At 68.2% G+C, this 21,164-nt stretch carries 9 protein-coding genes; 5 read left to right on the top strand and 4 right to left on the bottom strand.

Features of this window, described 5'->3' with window-relative positions; genetic code table 11:
- Nucleotides 1–753, top strand: a complete 753-nt coding sequence (locus ADBZ9K_RS24945) for a succinate dehydrogenase/fumarate reductase iron-sulfur subunit (protein WP_526624924.1) — start codon at nt 1–3, stop codon at nt 751–753.
- A gap of 165 nt (nt 754–918) precedes the next feature.
- Complete coding sequence (locus tag ADBZ9K_RS24940; RefSeq protein ID WP_526624923.1) at nt 919–1,074, top strand: hypothetical protein; 156 nt, start codon at nt 919–921, stop codon at nt 1,072–1,074.
- A gap of 28 nt (nt 1,075–1,102) precedes the next feature.
- Here the strand turns inward: ADBZ9K_RS24940 and ADBZ9K_RS24935 are convergent, their stop codons facing one another.
- A complete protein-coding gene (locus tag ADBZ9K_RS24935; RefSeq protein WP_526624922.1) occupies nt 1,103–1,588 on the bottom strand; it encodes a flavin reductase family protein in 486 nt (161 codons plus the stop codon).
- A gap of 126 nt (nt 1,589–1,714) precedes the next feature.
- On the opposite strand from ADBZ9K_RS24935, the gene ADBZ9K_RS24930 reads away from it, so the two are divergent.
- Together ADBZ9K_RS24930 and ADBZ9K_RS24925 are read left to right on the top strand one after the other, a co-directional pair.
- Entirely contained in the window at nt 1,715–3,427 is a 1,713-nt protein-coding gene (locus ADBZ9K_RS24930) for a fatty-acid--AMP ligase (protein ID WP_526624921.1), read from the top strand.
- 12 nt (nt 3,428–3,439) lie between these two features.
- Complete coding sequence (locus ADBZ9K_RS24925; protein WP_526624920.1) at nt 3,440–4,075, top strand: GAP family protein; 636 nt, start codon at nt 3,440–3,442, stop codon at nt 4,073–4,075.
- 2 nt (nt 4,076–4,077) lie between these two features.
- On the opposite strand, the gene pe is transcribed toward ADBZ9K_RS24925, so the two are convergent.
- The 3 genes from pe to ADBZ9K_RS24910 form a co-directional block, all read right to left on the bottom strand.
- Entirely contained in the window at nt 4,078–5,196 is a 1,119-nt protein-coding gene (gene pe, locus ADBZ9K_RS24920) for an acyltransferase PE (protein ID WP_526625627.1), read from the bottom strand.
- Nucleotides 5,193–8,171, bottom strand: coding sequence for an MMPL/RND family transporter (locus tag ADBZ9K_RS24915; RefSeq protein ID WP_526624919.1), 2,979 nt, complete (start codon nt 8,169–8,171; stop codon nt 5,193–5,195). The genes pe and ADBZ9K_RS24915 overlap by 4 nt, the downstream gene beginning before the upstream one ends.
- A gap of 97 nt (nt 8,172–8,268) precedes the next feature.
- Nucleotides 8,269–9,690 (bottom strand): condensation domain-containing protein, encoded by a 1,422-nt coding sequence (locus tag ADBZ9K_RS24910; RefSeq protein WP_526624918.1) that lies wholly within the window; start codon nt 9,688–9,690, stop codon nt 8,269–8,271.
- 376 nt (nt 9,691–10,066) lie between these two features.
- Between ADBZ9K_RS24910 and ADBZ9K_RS24905 the strand changes: the two genes are divergently transcribed.
- Nucleotides 10,067–21,076 carry a type I polyketide synthase gene (locus ADBZ9K_RS24905; RefSeq protein WP_526624917.1) on the top strand — a complete coding sequence of 3,670 codons (11,010 nt, stop codon included), beginning with the start codon at nt 10,067–10,069 and terminating at the stop codon, nt 21,074–21,076.
- Nucleotides 21,077–21,164 lie beyond the last annotated feature (88 nt).

Genomic DNA, 21,164 nt, shown 5'->3' with positions numbered 1-21,164 from the left:
ATGGCTGCCTACAACGCGAAACTGCGGGTTTGGCGCGGCGACGAAAAGGGCGGCGACCTGCAGGACTACACGGTCGAGGTCAACGAGGGCGAGGTGGTGCTCGACATCGTCCACCGTGTGCAGGCTACCCAGGCCGGCGACCTCGCCGTGCGCTGGAACTGCAAGGCCGGCAAGTGCGGTTCGTGTTCGGCCGAGATCAACGGCAGGCCGAGGCTGATGTGCATGACCAGGATGTCGACGTTCGGCGAGGACGAGGTCGTCACGATCACTCCGCTGCGGACGTTCCCGGTGATGCGCGACCTGGTGACCGATGTGTCCTTCAACTACGAGAAGGCGCGGGAAATCCCGTCGTTCACTCCCCCGAAGGACCTGCAGCCCGGTGACTACCGGATGCAGCAGGAAGACGTGAACCGCAGCCAGGAGTTCCGCAAGTGCATCGAGTGCTTCCTGTGCCAGAACGTGTGCCACGTCAACCGTGACCACGAGGAGAACAAGAAGTCCTTTGCCGGTCCGCGTTACCTGATGCGACAGGCCGAGCTCTCGATGCATCCGCTGGACACCATCGACCGGCGCGACATGGCCCAGGACGAGAACGGCCTCGGTTTCTGCAACATCACCAAATGCTGCACTGAGGTGTGCCCCGAGCACATCAAGATCACCGACAATGCGCTGATCCCGATGAAGGAACGCGTGGCGGATAAGAAGTACGACCCGGTGGTATGGCTCGGTAACAAGTTGTTCCGCAGGAAATAACCGGCGGACGCCTCGAGTGTGCCGTTTCGTACGCGACACACCGTGGCCAGCGGATAAGGACTCACACTCGGCATCGATGACGCCGAGGTGGAACGGGCCGCGAGATTTCCCAACGGATTTCTCGCGGCCCGTTCTTATTGCCCGTCATCTGGGTAGCCTCACAGCATGGCGGAAACGCACAGCATCAACGCTATTCGCACCGCGATCCGGGAGCTGTCCGTCCGCGCCGAACTGGCCCGTAAAGAGGGCCGGCCCGACGACGCGGCCGAGATCGAGCAACGCATCGCGGCGTACCGCGACGAACTCGCTGACAAGCCCTGACACCGGTCGGGGCTGCCGACCGGCTGGGTCAACTACCCAGTCGGCGGAAGGTGCTGCGGTGGAACACGATCGGCGGCACCTCCTGGTGAACGGTGATGTCACTGACCGCCAGGACGACGATGGTGTGATCACCGGCGGGGACCAGCTGTTCGATCGTGCTCTCCAGCCACACGCTGGTGCCATGCACGAACACCGCCCCGCTCTCGCGCGACTCGGTCTCCAGCCCGGCGAACCGGTCGCCGGTCTTGGCCGCCAACGTCCGCGCCGCCACATCGTGTGATTCACCCAGCACGCTGATCCCCAGCGACGGCAGATCCTTGAGCTTGGGCCAGGTCTCGGAGTTGTTCTGTACGCAGAACGAGACCAGCGGCGGGTCCAGCGACACCGGCACGAAGGTGCTCGCGGCGAGGCCGATCCGGACCCCGTCGACTTCGGCGGCGATGGCAATGACACCGGACGGAAAATGGCCGAACGCCTCACGCAGCGAGGCGGGGCTCAGCTCTGTGTTGCTCATGACGTTTCCCATCTTCACACGTAACGCGGTCACGCGACCACAGCACGACGCTGCCTGATTCAAATGCCTGCGCACCGGGCGGCACGTCAGGGCCCGCGCATATTTACGGTTGAGTAGCCTTGACCCGTGCCGAACGTCTCGATCCTGTCCGTACTACGCGAACGTGCGGGTCTGACGCCAGATGACGTTGCCTTCACGTTTACCGACTACGACCAGAACGAGGCCGGCGTCGCTGAAAGTCTGACCTGGTCGCAGCTGTATCGGCGGACGCTGAACGTCGCCCATGAGATCAGTCAGCACGGCTCGCCCGGCGACCGGGCGCTGATCATCGCGCCGCAGGGGCTGGCCTACATCGTCGCGTTCCTGGGCGCCATGCAGGCGGGCTTCATCGCTGTGCCGCTGTCGGTTCCCGTGCCCGGTTCGCACGACGAACGGGTCAGCGCCGTGGTGACCGATACATCACCGACGGTGGTGCTGACCACCTACGCGGTCTTCGAGGTCGCCGCCCAGTACGTCGATGACGGTGCCGCCGTGATCGCCACCATCGCCGTGGACACGCTGGATCTGGACGCCGAGAAAGCCGTCGACGCCGAGGTACCCGACGGCCCGGATATCGCCTATCTGCAGTACACCTCGGGGTCGACGCGGCTGCCGGCCGGCGTGATGATCTCGCACCGCAATGTGCAGGCGAATTTCGAGCAGCTGATGGCCGAACTCTTCGCCCACCACGGCGGCGTGCTGCCGCCGGGCACCAGCCTGGTCTCGTGGCTGCCGTTCTACCACGACATGGGTCTGATGCTGGGCATCGCTGCGCCGATCCTGACCGGCCACCGGGCCGACCTGCTGAGCCCCCTGGCGTTCCTGACCCGCCCGACCCGATGGCTGCAGGCCATGGCCCGGCATCCGCGGGCGCTGTCGGCCGCCCCCAACTTCGCATTCGCGCTGACCGCACGGCGAGCCACCGACGCCGATCTGGCCGGACTTGACCTCAGCGGCGTGGTCGGCATCCTCAACGGCGCCGAACGCATCCACCCGCACACCCTGGTCCAGTTCAACGAGCGCCTGGCCCCGGCTGGTTTTCGTCCCGAGATGGTGGTGCCGTCCTACGGTCTGGCCGAGGCGACGGTGTACGTGGCCTGCGGCGGTGCCGGGCGGGTGCCCGAAGTGGTCGAGTTCGACCCCGAGGAGTTGCCCCAGGGGTCCGCGGTGCGCAAGCCCGGGGGGACACCGCTGCTGCGCTACCGGCCGCCGGTGTCGCCGCTGCTGCGCATCGTCGACGCCGACACCCGCCGGGTGTGCCCCGACGGCACCGTCGGCGAGATCTGGACCCACGGCGACAACGTGTCGGCCGGGTACTGGCGCAAGCCCGAGCAGACCGGCTCGGCGTTCGGCGCGACGCTGGCCGACCCGCCCGCGGACACCCCCGAGTCCGGGTGGCTGCGCACCGGGGATCGCGGCTTCATCTCCTCCGGTGAGCTGTTCATCGTGGGCCGCATCAAGGACATGCTGATCGTGCGGGGCCGCAACCACTACTCCGAGGACATCGAAGCGACGGTACAGAAGATCACCAGCGGCCGGGTGGCGGCCATCGCGGTGCCCGACGATCAGACCGAGAAGCTGGTCACCATCATCGAGCTCAAGAAGCGCGAGGACTCCGGTCAGCTTGCCGTGGTGAAAAACGATGTGATCGCCGCGATTTCACGCGCACACGGGTTGCAGGTCGCCGATATCGTGCTGGTGGCGCCGGGGTCGATCCCGACCACCACGAGCGGCAAGATCCGCCGCGCGGCGTGCGTCGAGCAGCACCGGCAAGGACGGTTCGTGCGGCTGGATGCGTAGCTGATCTCCCCGATGTGGTTCACCCTTCTGGTGATGGCGGCCGCAGTGAGCCTGGAGCCGTTCCGCATCGGGATGTCGGTGCTGATGCTGAACCGTCCTCGCCCGCATCTCCAGCTGGCCGCGTTCCTGTGCGGCGGTTTCCTGATGGGGTTGACCGTCGGCGCGGTGGTGTTGTTCGCCCTCGAGTCGCGACTACCGACCTCGGCGCACTTCACGCTGCCTCGAGTGCAGATCGTCATCGGCGTGCTGGCCCTGCTGGCCGCGGCGATCCTGGCGGTCACCAAGGGGCGCGACCGCACCGCGCCGGCGTGGCTGAGCCGGCTGCTCGACGGCCAATCCCTGTGGGTCGCCGCCGCGGCGGGTCTGGGAATCGCGCTGCCCTCGGTCGACTACCTGGCGGCACTGGCCGTCATCGCCGCCGCCGGGGTCGCCCCGGCCACCCGGCTGGCGGCGCTGCTGATGTTCAACGCGGTCGCCTTCGCCCTGGTGGAGATCCCGCTGCTGGCCTATCTGGTGGCCCCGCAGCGCACCTACGCGGCGATGACCAGCCTGCACCAGTGGATTCGGGCGCGCCGCCGCCGCGAGGTTGCGGCGCTGCTGGCGGTCGTGGGTAGCGTGCTGCTCGCGGCGGGTCTACTCGCCGCCTGACCTCAGTGCGCGCTCGGGCCGTGGTCCAACACGTACTGGAAACCTGCCATCAGCTGTGAAATCGGATCGGTGCCGCCGCCGAACGCGGCCTGGGTGGCGGGCGCGGTGACAAGCGCGGGATCGAAGCCGTGCACCGGGTCGACCTCGACGGGCGCGGTCGCCGGATCGTCGTTGCGCGAATACCCGGAATCCACCATGGGTTTGAGCACCGCGTCCAACTGGTTGAGCGTGCCCTCGTCGACACCGAGGTATTTGAACGGCAGCACCAGCGGAAGGTGCTGCTCGGGGATCAGGTAGGTGGTGGTCGTCGCGCCCCTGGAGTTGACGGTCGTCCGGATGTTCTGTGGCGGCACCATGGTCGGATTGGTGAACGCCACGGCGGTGTGGCCGGTCGCCAAACCCACCACCGCGTTCAAGACCGCCATGATGTTGTCCTGCCGGTCCGGCCAGTCGGCGATGCTGTCGTAGGCCGAGACGAACCGGTAGGAGTTGTACTGACTTTCCACCGGGGGCGGGATTCGGTAGTCGAGTGCGGGGACGACGCTGCCGACCGGAAAGTTCTGGGTCAGGAAACCCTCACCGAAGGCGTGGGGTGCGATCGGGTCGCCGAAGGTCGCAAAGGACAACTGGTCGGGGGCCGGGGCATTGGGGTCGGCAGCCAGCCGGTTCTGTACGGCGTTGAGCACCATCGCCCCTTCGGACAGGCCCATCACCGTTCCCTGGCCACCTTCGTTGATGGCCTTCAGTACATTGCCCTCGCCCACGTCGACCGACTCGCCGACGCTCGGCCCGTCGATCCCCAGGCCGGGGAAGTTGTCGTCGAGGCGGCCGATGCCGGGGAACATGCGCTCCAGGACGTGGCCCTGGACCTGCCCCGCGGGATAGTCGACGATCTGTCGATCGAGGCCGGGAAACCAGTCGGCGCCGGTGCGGCGGATGTACTCGTCATAGGGGATACCCAGCACGTGGGCACCGCCCAGGGCGTACCCCCGGCCCGGCGTGCCGATCGGCGTGGGCGCGTCACCCTGTGACCCGCCGGGCGTCGGCTGGTCGGCCGTGGCGACTCCGCCGGTGGCGCACAGGGTCAACACCGTGGTCGCTGCAGCGAGTAGCTTCTTCATCCCGTACTGCTCCCCTGCGATGTCGGTCGTGACGGCCACCAGTTCGCCTTGCCGACCAGCGTAGCCATGGCCGGTACCGTGACGGTCCGCACCAGGAAGGTGTCCAGCAGGATCCCGGCGCCGATGACGAAACCACCCTGCACCACGGTACCGATGCTGGAGAACAGCAGGCCCCACATCGAGGCGGCGAAGATGACGCCCGCCGCGGTGATCACGCCGCCGGTCGACGACAGCGTCTGAATGATGCCGTAGCGCGCACCCTGCGGGGACTCGTCGCGCAGGCGGGACGCGAACAGCAGGTTGTAGTCGGCTCCGACCGCGACCAGCACCACGAACGCCAGCGGCGGCACCGTCCAGTGCAGCTGCTGGCCGAGCAGGAACTGGAACACCAGTACCCCGATACCGAGCGCCGCGAAGTACGAAATCACCACCGAGCCAACCAGATACAGCGGCGCAATGACCGCGCGCAGCAGCAGCATCAGCGTCAGCAGCACCACGATGATGGTGACGGCGATGATGAACCGGATGTCCTTCTGGTAGTAGTCGCGGGTGTCGCGCAACGCGGCGGGATAACCGCCCATCGAGATCGTGGCGTCGGCCAGGGTGGTGTTGGGCTGTGCGCCCCTGGCGGTGTCGCTGATGGCGTTGACCTGATCCATCGCCGCGGGGCTGAACGGATCGAGCTTGGTCAGCACCAGGTAGCGCACCGAGTGACCGTCGGGTGAGATGAACATCTTGGCGGCGGCCTGGAAGTCAGCCAGCTGCAAGACCTCGGGCGGGATGTTGAACCCGGCCATCGCCGGGCCGACGGCATTCTGCTTCATCGACAGCAGGAACGCCGATGCCTGGTCGAGTCCGGTTCGCATCAGCTGGATCTGATCGACGACCTGGCCGACTCCGCTGGCCACCTCCCGGCTCCCGCTGGCCGATCGGTCGGCCCCCTGGCGGAGTTTGGCGAGGGTGGCCTGCGCGCCGGCGGGGGTGTCCAGCCCCATGGTGCGCATCACCTTCGTGAGCTGGGTGAATGCCGAACCCAGCTGGTTCAGCGCGGCGTTGAGGGACTGCTTGTCCTGCAGCGACTGCAACTGCCCGGCCAGGTCGTTGATCCGGTCGAGGCTGCCGTCCTCCCGGGCGGCGGCCAGGCGTTGAAAGTGGACGCGGGTTTCGCTGCACGACGGGTCGAGGTCACAGACGGCGTTGCCCTGCAGCGCCATCAACACCGGCCCCACCCAGGCGAACATGTCCCTGGCCGCGGTGAAGCTGATGCCCATCGAGTTCCCGAGCTCATTGATGGCGGTCACCAGCTTGGCCGCGACCTCGACGTTGCGCACCAGCTTGTCGCCGCCGTACTGGCCTCTCAGCGCCGAGAACGCGTCGACCATCGCCTGGATACTGGTCGCGATCTGGTTGACCTGCCCCCGCACGTCGCCGAGCCCGGTGGCCAGGGTGTCGGCCCCCTTGCTGAGCCGGTTGAGGTCATCGGTGTTGTCGGCGATCATCGCCGAGCCGGTGGCCAGCCGATCGCCGACCAGGCCGGCCTGATAAGTGGCCCGGAACTCCTGGGGCACCGAACCCATCGGTCGGGTAATACCGCTGACCATCGCGATATCGGGCAGTTGGCTGATGCGTTCGGCCATCTGCTCCAGGTCGGCGAGCGCCTGTGGGGTGCGCAGGTTGTGCGGGGACTGGACCAGCACATAGGACGGCACGGACTGGTTGAGGTCGAAGTGGCGTTCCAGCGCCGCGTACCCGACCGAACTGGGTGCGGAGTCCGCCACCGCCTTGCGGTCGTCGTAGTTGTATCGCGCCAGGGCCACGCAGCTGGCCAGCAGGGCCAGCACCAGCAGGCTGGCCACCAGGTGGGTGCGCGGCCGGCGCACGATGCGGATCCCCGAGCGTCGCCACCACCGGGTGGTCAGCTCACGGCGCGGCTTGATCCAGCCGCGCGGCCCGACGACGGCGAGGATGGCCGGCAACAGCGTCAGCGCAGCCAGGAACGCCACCCCGACGCCGATCGCCGATGACACGCCGACGGTGGAGAACACCCCCATCCGGGCGAAGCTGATCCCGAGGAACGTGAGGCCGATGGTGGCCGCGGATGCGGTGATCACCTTGCCCACCGAGGTCAACGCCAGCCGTACCGCGTCGTGCGAACTCTCACCGCGCCGCACGTAGTCGTGGTAGCGGCTGATCAGGAAAACCGCGTAATCCGTTCCGGCACCGGCGATTATCGCGCTCAGCAGAATGATGGCCTGGTTCGACACCCCCAGGCCGGTGAACTCCGACAAACCGGCGACCACGGACTGCGCGATCACCAGCGACATCCCGATCCCGGTCAACGGCAACAGCATGGTGACCGGATTGCGGTAAACCACCAGCAGCACCAGCAGCACCAGGACGCCGATCGCGATCTCGATCGGCAGGCGGTCCCGCTGGCCGGCGACGGTGAGGTCTGCGACGGTGGCCGCCGGCCCGGACAGGTGCACCTCCAGCGGGCTGCCTGCGGTGTTCTGTTTGACGATGTCGGCCACCCGGGTGAAGGCGGCGTAGGACTGCGGGGTGCCAAGCGCACCGGCCAAACCCACAGGTAACACCCAGGATTTGTTGTCCTTACTGGTCAGGAACGAACGCAGCGCGGGAGTCCCGACGAAATCCTGCACCATCACGACGTCGTGCTGGTCGTCGCGCAGCGCCTTGACCAGCTTGCGGTAGGTGGCTTCGTGGGCCGGTCCCAGCCCTCGCTCGTCGGTCAGGACCACCAGTAGTAGGTCATCGGTGCCGGGCTCCTGGAATGCCTCGGTCATCTGCCTGGCTGCGACGCTGGAGGGGGCGTCGCCGGGCAGCATGGCCAGCGGGTGCTTCTGGGCCATCTCGTCCAGGCTCGGGAACGTCAGCGGCAAGGCGACCGCCAACGCGACCCAGAGCCCGATCACCGCCCAAGGCCACCGCACCACCACCTCGGCTAGCCGCCGCACAACACCACTATCACTGGTTTCCTACCTCAAGTCCCCGCAATCATCTGACCTCGGACTACGCCGTCACAGGCGCACGCCGGGCTATCGCTGACCGCACCTAAACACCGCGCCCCCACTGCCCGGTGTCGGCGACCTGTTCACACACCGACTTCATCGCAGCGATGTAGCGGGCCACCGACTTCTGGGCAATCGGGTTGTCCGGAAACATCACCGCCATTGCCGTACCGGCCTCGTACCGGAATACATAGATCGTCAGCTGATACGAAAATCTTCCGTCGGAGTAAATGCCGATATTGTTCGAATAGCCCATGTCCGCGGCCGCGAGCACCGCGTTGAGCGGGGCGGCACCACCGTGCAGGAAGTTCGAGACCGGAAAGTTTGGCCCGGGCTTGTCCAGCCACGGCGCCAATTCCAAGACCCGGTAATAGGGAACCCGCGCCAGGTTCAGGCCTGAATCAAAGGAGGCCTGCGCCGTCCAGGCAGCTTCCCCGAATGATGTCGCGGCGATCGGGACGGTGATCGGGACCAGGCCGGTAAACCAGCCCTGGGTCATGAAATTATCCGACGTGCGGCGGGTATCCCTTGGCGTGAGCCCGTAATACGTTGCTGCGCCCGTGAACTCGTGTTCCACCATTGCTGTGCAGGCGAACAGGCCGCCGACGAAGCGCGCACCGGCCGCCGAGCAGGCCGCCTCGAATCGCGCCGTCTGGTCGGCGTCCATCAACATTTCCCCGACCATGTCGGCGACGGTCGGTTCCAGCGGGTTGCCCAGTGGCAACGGGAACTCGGGCAGAGTTCCGTTGTTATTCTCGGCAAACTCTATCCAGGCCCGAACCTCCGGCGAATCGACGGTTAACGCCGATGTGGATTCATGCTCCTGGACACAGAAATCGTCAAAGCTGCCAGCGTCGGGTAGCGCCATGGGCTGACCACTTTGGGTCAACGATGAATACATTCCGTGGGCCTCCAGCATGGTGATCCCGATCAGCGCCGCGTCACCGTGGACGTGATCAATGCTGGCATAGAAATCGAAATGGTCCTCGCCCTGGACAATGCCGAACGAGAAGCAACCCCACTCCAGCGGAGAGGGAATGTCGACAATATGTTTGCGGGCATCTTCAACGGCCATTTCGCCGTAATGGTTGGGCTCGAATTCAATATCGGAAGCATCTTGAATAGTGCGCCGGACCACGTCACCGGAACCGTCGTACTCGAACCAGCTGCGATAGGTGTCATGGCGGCGCAGATATGCGTTGAGCGCGTGATTCATGGCCTGGATATCGCACTGACCAGGAACTTCGCAGGTAGCGATGATCTGGCGTGAATAGTCGAGCCCGGCGGCTTCCTGTCGGTAGACGCCCCGAATATGCTGGGCCTGCATATAGCTGACCGGGACCGGACTGACCGGCGCTTGTCTGGCCTTCTCCAGCGCCGCATTCGTCGGGTGCCAGGAAATCACCGCACCTGGACGAGGCGTCCAATCATCGATTGTGCCGATCGTGATCTTCCCGATGCGCAATATGTCCCTCCCGGGTCGAAACGGCCGCAGCTGCGATGCGGCGCCGCTGGCTGCGACTTCAACATAACCCCTGTGGCTGGCACCGACGCCGGCACGCCTGGACAGGTTTGCACGAGGACCACAGCTGCCACTCGATGGCAACGACCATAGCCGCACGCTGCCGAAGCGTGCCCGCGCATGGCCCGCCCGCGGCGGTGACACGTGACCCGAAACGGGACCGGGCAGCAACGCACATGCAATACTGGCCATCGGGAAAAGACGCCGGCCGTGGCTGTCGGGAGATTGAGCGAGCCGTGGCCGTTCGCGAGACAATCCTGCCCCTGACGCGGCCTCCCGCAAGGCATCGACACTTCACCGACGCGGAGAGCACAACCTGATGGCAATGACCGAACATCCGAGGCAGCAGCCGCCCCGATTCGCGATCATCGGGTACGCGGCGCGGCTTCCCGGTGCAGCGGATGCCGACCAGTACTGGGATGTGCTGCACAACGGCAAGGACACCGTATCGGAGATACCCGCCGACCGGTGGGACGTCGAGGAGTTCTTCGACCCGGATCCGTCCGCGCCAGGCAAGGTTGTCACCCGTCGCGCAGGTTTCGTCGACGATGTCACCGGATTCGATGCGCCGTTCTTCGCGGTCTCGGCCCGTGAGGCCGAGTTCATGGACCCACAGCATCGCGTTCTGCTGGAGACAGCGTGGCGCGCAGTAGAGCATTCGGGCACCGCGCCAACGTCTTTGGCCAATACCAGGACCGGCGTCTTCGTCGGTTTGGCTACGCACGATTACCTGGGGATGGCCTCCGACGAGCTGACCTACCCCGAGGTCGAGGCCTACCTGGCCATCGGTACCTCCAGCGCGGCAGCAGCGGGCCGGATCAGCTACCGACTGGGGTTGCAAGGCCCGGCGGTCACCGTCGACACGGCGTGCAGCTCGTCGCTGGTGGCCATTCATCAGGCCTGCCAGGCGCTGCTGTTGGACGAGTGCGACCTCGCCCTGGCTGGCGGGGCGAACGTGATGCTCAGCCCGGCCACCATGATCACGTTCTCCCAGTCGCGGATGCTGGCGCCCGACGGTCGGTGCAAGACGTTCGACGCCGCCGCCGACGGATACGTGCGCGGCGAGGGCTGCGGCGTCATCGTCATCAAGCGTCTCGACGATGCGATCCGCGACGGTGACCGGATCCGCGCCGTGATCCGCGGCAGCGCCGTGAATCAGGACGGCGCGTCGGGCGGTTTGACCGTGCCCAACGGTGTCGCCCAGCAGCGGGTGATCGCCGAGGCGCTGGACCGAGCCGGTCTGGCGCCCAGCGACATCGGTTACCTCGAGGCCCACGGGACCGGGACATCGCTGGGCGATCCCATCGAGGTCCAGGCCGCGGCCGCCGCACTGGGCAAGGGTCGCGACGCCGACCACCCGCTGCTGATCGGATCGGCCAAGACGAACATCGGCCACCTGGAAGCCGCCGCGGGCGTCGCCGGGGTCCTCAAGGTCGTCCTGTCCCTCGAGCACCAGGAACTGCCCAAACACCTGAACTTCCGCAATCCGTCCCCGCACATCCCCTGGGACCGGATCCCGGTCCGGGTGGTGGACGAGGCGCTGCCCTGGGAGCGCACCGACCGGCCCCGCATCGCCGGTGTCAGTTCGTTCGGGTTCTCCGGCACCAACGCACACGTCATCCTCGAAGAGGCCCCCGAGCCGGCGCCGGTCGCCGTCCCCGACAGCGCCGATGACCGCCGCTTCATGGTGCTGCCGCTGTCGGCGCGCACCCCGGCGGCCCTGGTGCAGACCGCCGAGCTCTACCGCAGCTGGCTCGGCGAGCACCCGGAGGCCACGCTGGCCGACGTGTGCCTGACGGCCGGGGCGGGGCGGGCCCACTTCGAGCACCGGGCCGCCCTGGTGGTCAATTCCACCGAGTCCGCGCGTGAACTGCTCGGCGCACTCGCCGACGACCTGCCGGCACCTGGGCTGGTGCGCGGCGACTGCGCCGACAAGCCGAAGACCGCATGGTTGTTCCCCGGCCAGGGCAGTCAGTACGCCGGCATGGCCCGCGAATTGTTCGACACCGAGCCAGTTTTCGCCGAGACGATGACGCGGTGCGCGCAGGCAGTGGCCGACGTGCTCGAAAAACCGTTGCTAGACCTCATCTTCGACGCCGACGGCGCAGAAGCCCTGCAGCAGACCCGTCACGCCCAGCCCGCGATCTTTGCCGTGGAAATGGGCCTGGCCAGTCTCTGGCAGTCCTGGGGCTTCGAACCCGACGTCGTGCTCGGACACAGCGTCGGCCAGTATGCGGCGGCGTGCGTCGCGGGGGTGTTCAGCCTCGAGGACGGTGCCCGGCTGCTGGCCGAGCGGGGCCGGCTCTTCGGTGACCTGCCCGCCGGCGGGCGGATGTCGGCGATCTTCGCCGACCCGGACCGGGTCGAACGACTCACCGACGAGTTCCCGAGCCTTTCGGTGGCAGCTTACAACGGCGCCAACACCGTGCTGTCGGGTCCGGCGGTCGACCTGGAGCGGGCCGTGGCCGGACTGACCGCCGACGGCGTCCGCTGTGACTGGCTCGACACCAGCCACGCGTTCCATTCGGCGCTGCTGGATCCGGCCCTCGACGCGTTCGAGTCTTACGCGAACGGATTCGAATTCGGTTCGCCGCAACGCATTCTGGTGTGCAACCGGACTGGTGCCGCGCTCGGGCGCACCGCCAAGCTCGACGGTGCCTACTGGCGCCGCCATGCCCGGCAGCCAGTCGAATTCGCCAAGGGCGTGGCAACGCTGGCCGAGCTCGGCTGCTCCCTGCTGCTCGAAGTGGGCCCGCAGCCGGTGCTGACCGCAGCGGCCCTGCGGGCCTGGCCGGACCCGGCGACCTCGCCGAAGGCGATCCCGTCGTTGCGTCGTGTCGGCGCCGACCACCGCCAGATCACCGAGGCCGTCGCGGGCACGTACGTCGCCGGGCATCTGCCCGACTTCGCAGCGCTCGTGCCGGAATCCGCGCGCAAGCTCGACCTGCCGCCCTACCCGTTCCAGCATCGTCAGTACTGGTTCAACGCCAAGCACGAGGCAGCCGGCCAGTTACCGATTCCGGCCAGTGCCGCGCGTACCGAGGCCGTGCGGCTGCTCGAGGACGGCCGAATCGAAGAACTCGCGGCACTGCTGGACGCTTCCGGCGGAAGCCAGACAACCGCCGAGGTACTCAATAGGCTTGCCGCACAACATAACCGGCAACGTAACGCGCAATCGATCGCCGATGTCCGCTACGAGATCCGCTGGCAGAAGTCGGCGGCGGCCGCCGGAGTCGGCGAAGCCGCCGCGTGGCTGGTGATCGGCGACGACGCCGCGGTCATGGCGCCTCTGGTCGACGCGCTGACCACGCACGGACACCGGCACCGCGTGCTCGGGTTGCCGCTGTCCGACGCCGACGAAGAACGCCTGGTCGCCGAATTGCGCGCGGCGGTCCGCGACGAGCCGGCGCTGCGCATCCTGAACGTCGCGGCGCTGGACTCCGACGGTGGGTCATCGATGCGCACGTTGCTGCGGATGCAACACCGCGTGCTCGGCGGCTCCCAGCGGCTGTTCCGCGCTGCGGCCGCCGCCGAACTCCGAGCGGCGATCTGGACGGTAACCCGCGGCGCGCAACGAGTTACCGATACCGACACCGTGTCACCCGAGCAGAGCAGCCTATGGGGATTCTGCCGCGTCGCCGCGCTGGAGTATCCGCAGGTGTGGGGTGGACTCGCAGACCTGTCCGGCGATGTCGACTGGTCACGGTTGATCAAGCAGGTCGTCACCGCATCGCCGGGCGAAGACCAGATCGCGCTGCGCGAACAGGTGATCCTGGTTCCGCGGCTGGTTCGGCGCACCGGGCAACCGAACCCGACCGAGCTGGAATTGCGCTCCGATGCAACGTATCTGGTCACTGGTGGGCTGGGCTCACTCGGACTGGAGATCGCGGGATATCTGGCCGCGCACGGCGCCCGACAGCTGGTGCTGACCGGCCGGCACGCCCCCGGGGACGCCGCCCGGCATCGGATCGAAGAGCTCAGCGAACAACACGGCGCCACGATCCGGGTGATCGCCGCTGATGTCGCCGATCCGCACGATGTCGCTCGCCTGATGGCCACGGTGGCGGCCGAGCTTCCCCCGTTGGCCGGCATCGTCCACGCCGCCGGTGCCAACAGCATGACCCCGCTCAGCTCCCTGGACAGCACCGAGATAGACCGGGTGTTCGCCGGCAAGGTTTGGGGTGCTTGGTATTTGAGCGAAGCCAGCGCAGACCTGAACCTGGACTTCTTCCTGTCCACCTCGTCGATCTCCTCGGTGTGGGGCAGCTTCGGCCAGAGTGCGTACAGCGCAGCCAACGCCTTCCTCGACGGATTGACCTGGCGGCTTCGTGAACAGGGCGTTCCCGCCATCAGCGTCAACTTCGGCCCCTGGGCCGCCGGCATGGCCGACCAGGATGCCCGAGCACAACTGGATCAGCGCGGCGTTCATGCCTTGGCGCCGGCCGATGCACTGGCCGCGATGGCCGACGTCATGGTGACGGCCCGTTCCCAAGGGCCGGCACAGGCGGTGGCGGCGCGGATCGACTGGGCCCGCTTCCTGCCGATCTACCTGCAGGCCGGTCGGCGCTCGCTGCTGGCCGAGGTGGCCCGCGAGGTGCCCGAAACGGCGCCGGCCGGCGCCGGCGCGGCCGGCACCACCCGGCTGGTCGAAAAGCTCACCGCCGCTCCCGTGCAGCAGCGCAAGAAGCTCGTATTGGAATATCTGCGCAACACCGTCGCAGAGGTGACCCGGATCGACGCGTCCGACATCCGCGAAGAGGCCGGGTTCTTCGACCTCGGCATGGATTCGCTGATGGCCGTGGAACTGCGGCGCCGGCTCGAACAGGCGGTCGGCAAGGAGCTGCCGGCGACGCTGGCGATGGACTACCCGCGGCTGTCCGACGTCGCCGACTACCTGCTGTCCGACGTGCTCAAGCTCAACGAGCGCGCCGGCGCCGCGGTCGCGGCCCAGCCGGCCTCGCTAGCGGCCGCGGCCACCGACGAACCGATCGCCATCATCGCGGTGGCCTGCCGTTTCCCGGGTTCACCCGATCCCGAAGCGTATTGGGATGTGCTCGCCGGCGGCGTGGACGCGATCCGGGAGATCCCCGAAGACCGCTTCGACGTCGACGAGTACTACGACCCCGACCAGCAGATGCCGGGCAAGATCTACTCCCGCAGCGGCGGATATCTCGACAGCGTCGACGGCTTCGATCCGGAGTTCTTCGGCATCTCCCCACGCGAAGCCGTCTGGATCGACCCGCAGCAGCGGCTGATGCTCGAAATCGCCTGGGAGGGCCTGGAACGAGCCGGCTACGCCCCGGCGTCACTGCGCGGCAGCCGAACCGGTGTCTTCGTCGGGGTGGGCGCCAACGAGTACTCGCATCTGCTCTCGGGCGACTCGGTCGACAAGCTCGAAGCACATTTCATCACCGGCAACGCGCTCAACGCGATCGCCGGCCGGGTGGCATTCACCCTGGGGTTGGAAGGGCCCGCGATGGCGGTGGACACCGCCTGCAGCTCCTCGCTGGTGGCGGTTCATCAGGCCAGCCAGGCCCTGCACTCCGGCGATTGCGATATGGCCCTGGCTGGCGGCGTCAACGTCCTGCTGAGTCCGGCATCGATCGTGGCCGCGTCCCGGGCCCGGATGCTGGCCCCCGACGGCCACTGCAAGACCTTCGACGCCGCGGCCGACGGGTACGTTCGCGGCGAGGGTTGTGGCGTCCTGGTTCTCAAACGCCTCAGCGACGCGCAGCGCGACGGCGACCGGATCTGCGCGGTCATCCGCAGCAGCGCGGTCAATCAGGACGGCGCATCCAGCGGGCTGACAGTCCCTAATGGCGGTGCCCAGCAACGACTGATCGCCGCGGCGCTGGCCCGCGCCGGTCTCACCGGCGCCGATGTCGACTACCTCGAAGCGCACGGCACCGGCACCCCGCTGGGCGACCCGATCGAGGTGCAGGCCGCGGCGGCCGTCTACGGCGCCGGCCGCGACGCCGACCGGCCGCTGCTGATGGGAACGGCGAAGACCAACATCGGACACCTGGAGTCCGCCGCGGGGGTGGCCGGCCTGGTCAAGGTCGTGTTGTCGTTGCAGCACGAGCTGCTCCCCCAGGCGCTGCATTTCCACAATCCGTCACCGCACATCCCCTGGGACTCACTGCCGGTGCAGGTCGTGGACAAGGCGACGCCGTGGCACGCCAACGGCAGGCCACGGCGGGCAGGCGTCAGTGCATTCGGGTTCACCGGCACCAACGCCCATGTGCTGATCGAAGAGGCTCCGCAGCCGGTTGACGAAGCGGGCGACGATGTCGCCGCCGGCGCCGCCGGCGAGACCGCGCGTGAACCGTTCAGCGTGTTGCCGCTGTCGGCGCGGTCGGCGGCCGGGCTGGTGGCGCTGGCGCAGCGGTACTCAACCTGGCTGGAGGCACACCCCGACGCTTCGATCGCCGACGTGTGTTTCACCGCCGGAGCCGGTCGCTCCCACTTCGAGCATCGGGCCGCGGTGGTGACCAACTCCGTCCACGAGGCCCGCCTGCTGCTCGACGATCTCGCGGCGAACCGGCTGCGGCCTGGGGTGATTCGCGGCGAATGCACCGACCCACCGACGACGGCATGGTTCTTTCCCGGGCAGGGCAGCCAGTACCCGGGCATGGCACGGGAATTGTTCGAGACCGAACCGGTATTCGCTGACACCGTGCGCCGGTGCGCGCAGGCCGTCGATCCGATGTTGCCGCGTCCGCTGCTGGAGGTGCTGTTCTCGACTGACCGCGAAGCCGCGGAGACGTTGCGGCACACCTCATTTGCCCAACCGGCGATCTTCGCCGTCGAGATGGGCCTAGCCCGGCTGTGGCAGTCGTGGGGTATCGAGCCGGACGTGGTGCTGGGTCACAGCGTGGGCCAGTACGCGGCGGCGTGTGTGGCCGGAGTGTTCAGCCTCGAGGACGGGGCGCGGCTGATCGCCGAACGCGGCCGGCTGTTCGGCAGCCTGCCTGCGGGCGGGCGAATGGTGGCGGTGTTCGCCGACCCGGAGTACGTCGAACGGGCCGGCGCCCCCTTCCCCCGAGTTTCAGTCGGCGCCTACAACGGACGCAACACCGTGCTGTCGGGTCCTGGCGAGGACTTGGAGCAGATCGTCACCGCCTGCAGCCAGGACGGGACCCGCTGCACCTGGCTGGAGACCTCGCACGCGTTCCACTCCGAGTTGCTGGATCCGGTTCTTGACGAATTTGAGTCGTTCGCAGCGCAATTCGAGTATGCGGTGCCAAGCCGGCCGCTGGTCTGCAACCGGACCGGCGCGGTACTCACCACCGAGACGCCGCTGAACGCGCAGTACTGGCGGCGGCATTCCCGCCAGCCGGTGCAGTTCACCGAAAGTGTGCGCACCGTGGCGGGGCTGGGGTGCTCGGTGCTGATGGAGATCGGCCCGCAGCCCATCCTGACCGCTGCGGCGCTGCAGATCTGGCCCGAGTCTGCCGCCGCGCCGCGCACGATCGTGTCGTTGCGCAAGGGCGCCAACGCCCAACGCCAGATGACCGAGGCGCTCGCCACGACCTACATCTGTGGTTTCCGGCCCGATTTCGACGCTCGCCAGCACACGCCCGGTCAGCGGCTCGAACTGCCTACCTACCCCTTCCAGCGCCGCCGGTTCTGGCCCAAGACCACCGGCATCCGCACCGACGGCACCGCCGCCTCCGGAATCCTGGGCAGCGCCAAGGATCTGGCCTCCGGCGACACCGTCTACACCAACCTGCTCTCGGTCAAGACCCAACCGTGGCTGGCCCATCACGTCATCTACGGCACCGTGGTGGTCCCCGGCGCGACGTATGCGGCGATGGCGCTGGCCGCGGCGGGGGCGCCGGCGCGGGTGCAGGAGGTCTTCTTCTATGAGCCGATCATCCTGCCGGACAAGGCGTCTCGTGAGGTGCAGCTGACCATGCGGCCCCTCGAGGCCGGCGGCGGCTGGAAGTTCCAGGTGCACAGCCGTCCCCACGGGGTTCGCGAAGCCGAATGGTCGCTGAACGCCGACGGCACCCTGCTCTCCGGCGCCGAGGCCGACTCGGAATCACCGGATACCGCCCCCGCCCCGGACGAGGCGATCGAGCAGATGACCCGCACCCGTCCGCAAGAGCTGTTCGAGATCTTCAACGACATGGAACTGGCCTGGGGACCCACTTGGTCGACCTCGCTGAAGTCGCTGTGGGTCGGCGAGGGCGAGGCGATCGGGGACGTCGCCGTCGGTGATGAACTCGCCGAGCACCTCGGCAGCGAGCCGATCCACCCGGTGCTGCTCGATCTGTGCACGGGGGTGGCCTTCCCGGCCTTCCCGGCGATCCTGGCCGCCGAGCAGGGCATGCACGACCTGTTCCTGCCGCTGCGGTACGGACAGGTTCAGTTGCGGGAGACGATGCCGCGCCGGTTCTACTGCCGAGCTCGCTGGCACGAGAACGCACTCACGAGTGAAACCCAGGTCTTCGACATCGATTTCGTCGACCGGGACGGACGCGTCCTGGGTGGGATCCGCGAGTTCACCGTGAAGCGCGCCCCCCGGGAGGCGTTGCTGCGCGGGCTCGGTGGCGACTCCACCCGGCTGCTGTACACGCTGGGCTGGCAGGAAGGCGCGGCGCCGGCGACGGTCGGCGCCGACGAGGGGGCACCGACCTCGGCCGGCACCTGGCTGGTCGCCGGATTCGACACGCTGGCGGGCGCGGTGCCCGGTGCGGTCACCATCGATGCCGGCGCGGACGCCGACGACTGGCAGCGGGCCTTCGCCGACGCCGCCGAACGAGGCGCACCGGTCACCGGGATCGTCTGGCACAGCCACCGGCGATCGCACGGCGCACCCGAAGCGACGGGGACCGCGGCGGCCGACGAGTCGACCGCAGAACTCGCGGCCCGGCTCGAAGCCGAGGTGGCTTCGCTGCTCGGCGCCGCGCACACCGCACTGGCGCAGGAGAAGAGCACGCTGAGCGGGGGGCTGTGGATCGTCACCGATCACGCGGTCGCGACCGAGCCCGGTGAACCCGTCGATCCGGTGCAGGCGGCCCTGTGGGGTCTGGGCCGCACCATCATCGCCGAGCAGCCGACCCTGCGCTGCCGGCTGGTGGACGCGGACGCCGGCGAGGAGTCGCTGGCCTGGCTGGCCAGTGCGCTCGGCACCCCGGTCGTGGAGCCTGAAACGGCGGTGCGGCAGGGACGCCACCTGGTGTCGCGGCTGCTGCACTGGGCGCGCAGCGGTCAGCTTCCGATGCCGCGCAGCGACGACTACGCGTTGGCGCCGACCGAGCGCGGCGCGATCGACAACCTGCGCCTCACCGAGATCGAGGTGGCACCGCCTGCCGCCAATGAGGTGCAGGTCCGCATCGAGGCCGCCGGCCTAAACTTCCGCGACGTGCTCAACGTGCTCGGGCTCTACCCCGGCGATCCCGGCCCGATCGGCGGCGACCTGTGCGGCACCGTCACCGAAGTCGGAGCCGACGTCACCGGGTTCGAGGTCGGTCAGCGGGTGTTCGGGTCCATGCAGGGGGCGTTCGCCAGCCGGCTCAACGTGCCCGCACCCCTGCTGGCGCGGGTGCCCGACGGAATCGACCCCGTCGGCGCGGCGACCATCCCGGCTGCGGCACTGACCGTCCGGCTCGCGTTCGACTGGGCCAAGCTCAAGCCCGGCGACCGGGTGCTCATCCACGCCGCCAGTGGTGGCGTGGGGCTGGCCGCGGTGCAGATGGCCCGGCAGCAGGGCGCGACCGTGTTCGCCACCGCGAGCACCCACAAACGCGCCACCCTGCGCGATATGGGTGTGGAATACGTCTACGACTCGCGGACAACGGATTTCGCCGACCAGATCCTGGCCGACACCGGCGGTGCCGGCGTCGACGTGGTGCTCAACAGCCTGACCAACGAGGGTTTCATCGAGGCCACCGTGCGGGCCACCGCGCAGGGCGGACGGTTCGCTGAGATCGCCAAGCGCGATATCTGGACGGCCGAGCAGATGGCCGCGGCACGTCCCGACATCGACTACGAGATCGTCGCACTGGACATCACGATGATGACCGACCCGGATCACATCCAGCGGCTGATGGCCGAGGTGTCCAACGGGCTGGCCACCGGGGTGTGGACGCCGGTGCCAGCCGAGGTCTATCCGCTGACCGAGGCCCGGACCGCGTTCCGCCGCATGCAGCAGGCCCGGCACATCGGCAAGATCGTGGTCCAGATGCCCAAACCGCTTCAGCCACAGCCTGATCGGAGCTACCTGGTGACCGGCGGCCTGGGTGCGCTCGGCCTGCACACCGCGGCCTACCTGGCCCAGCTCGGCGCCGGCGACATCGTGCTGACCAGTCGCCGCGCGCCGGAGGCCGAAGCACAGCAGGCCATCGACGCCATCGCGGAGCGCTACCACTGCCGCATCCACGTCTTCCCGGCCGATGTCGGCGACGAGGCCGAGGTCGCCGCACTACTGGCGAAGATCCGTGACCAGCTGCCGCCGCTGGCCGGCGTGGCTCACCTGGCCGGTGTGCTCGATGACGCGCTGCTACCGCAGCAGAACCTGGAGCGGTTCCAGGCGACGCTGGGCCCCAAGGCGTACGGCGCCCACCACCTGCACCGGTTGACCGAGCACGACGAGCTGGATTTCTTCATCCTCTACTCCTCGGCATCGGCGGTGCTGGGTTCGCCGTCGCAGGCCAACTACGCCACCGCCAACGCGCTGCTCGACGGGCTGGTCGCCGCGCGCCGGGCGCAGGGCCTGCCCGCGACCGCGGTCAACTTCGGCCCGTGGGGCAGCGGCGGGATGGCCAGCTCACAGGCAGCACTGGCCAATCTCAGCGCGCAGGGCATGATGCCGCTGGAGCCGTCGGCGGCGCTGGCCGCGCTCGGCGAGGTGGTCCGGCACGGCACCGCGCAGGCAACGGTGCTCAAGGCGAACTGGCAGCGCACCGCGAAGATGCTCGGCGGTATCCGGCCGCCGCTGCTGGATCAGGTGCTGCCCAGCGGTGACGGCGCGGTGGCCGGCGACAGCGAGTTGCTCCGGCAGTTGCAGGAATTGCCGGTCGCCGCCCGCGCCGGATTCATCACCGAATTCCTGCAGAAGGAGGTGCAGGGATTCCTGCGCCTGGCCCAGCCGCCCGCCGCTACGAGCAGGTTCCTCGACCTCGGCACCGACTCGCTGATGGCGGTCGAACTGCGCAACCGGTTGTTCGGGCAGTTCGGCGGCAAGTTCGACATCAGTCCTACCGCGGTGTTCGACTATCCGACGATCGGTGAACTCGCCGCGCATCTGGTCTCGCAGCTGCCCGACTCCGATGACGCGGAGGCCGGTGCCGGTGCGGCCGTCGAGGCGGCGCCGCAGGGCTGAGCGGGCCCGACGGCGGCCGGGTTCGCGGCCGGTAATCCGGGTTGCGACCCGGCCGCCGACCCGCCGTTAGAGTGCGCACGGCGTGATT

Origin of the sequence: Mycobacterium sp., assembly GCF_965229265.1 — a bacterium.
Taxonomy (GTDB): Bacteria; Actinomycetota; Actinomycetes; order Mycobacteriales; family Mycobacteriaceae; genus Mycobacterium.
This window is presented reverse-complemented; position numbering and strand designations above follow the sequence as displayed.

Bases quoted from the DNA above. Each gene is read 5' to 3' on its own strand.
- ADBZ9K_RS24945 (WP_526624924.1), top strand. From the start codon at position 1: ATGGCTGCCTACAACGCGAAACTGCGGGTTTGGCGCGGCGACGAAAAG.
- ADBZ9K_RS24940 (WP_526624923.1), top strand. From the start codon at position 919: ATGGCGGAAACGCACAGCATCAACGCTATTCGCACCGCGATCCGGGAG.
- ADBZ9K_RS24935 (WP_526624922.1), bottom strand. From the start codon at position 1,588: ATGAGCAACACAGAGCTGAGCCCCGCCTCGCTGCGTGAGGCGTTCGGC.
- ADBZ9K_RS24925 (WP_526624920.1), top strand. From the start codon at position 3,440: ATGTGGTTCACCCTTCTGGTGATGGCGGCCGCAGTGAGCCTGGAGCCG.
- pe (WP_526625627.1), bottom strand. From the start codon at position 5,196: ATGAAGAAGCTACTCGCTGCAGCGACCACGGTGTTGACCCTGTGCGCC.
- ADBZ9K_RS24905 (WP_526624917.1), top strand. From the start codon at position 10,067: ATGGCAATGACCGAACATCCGAGGCAGCAGCCGCCCCGATTCGCGATC.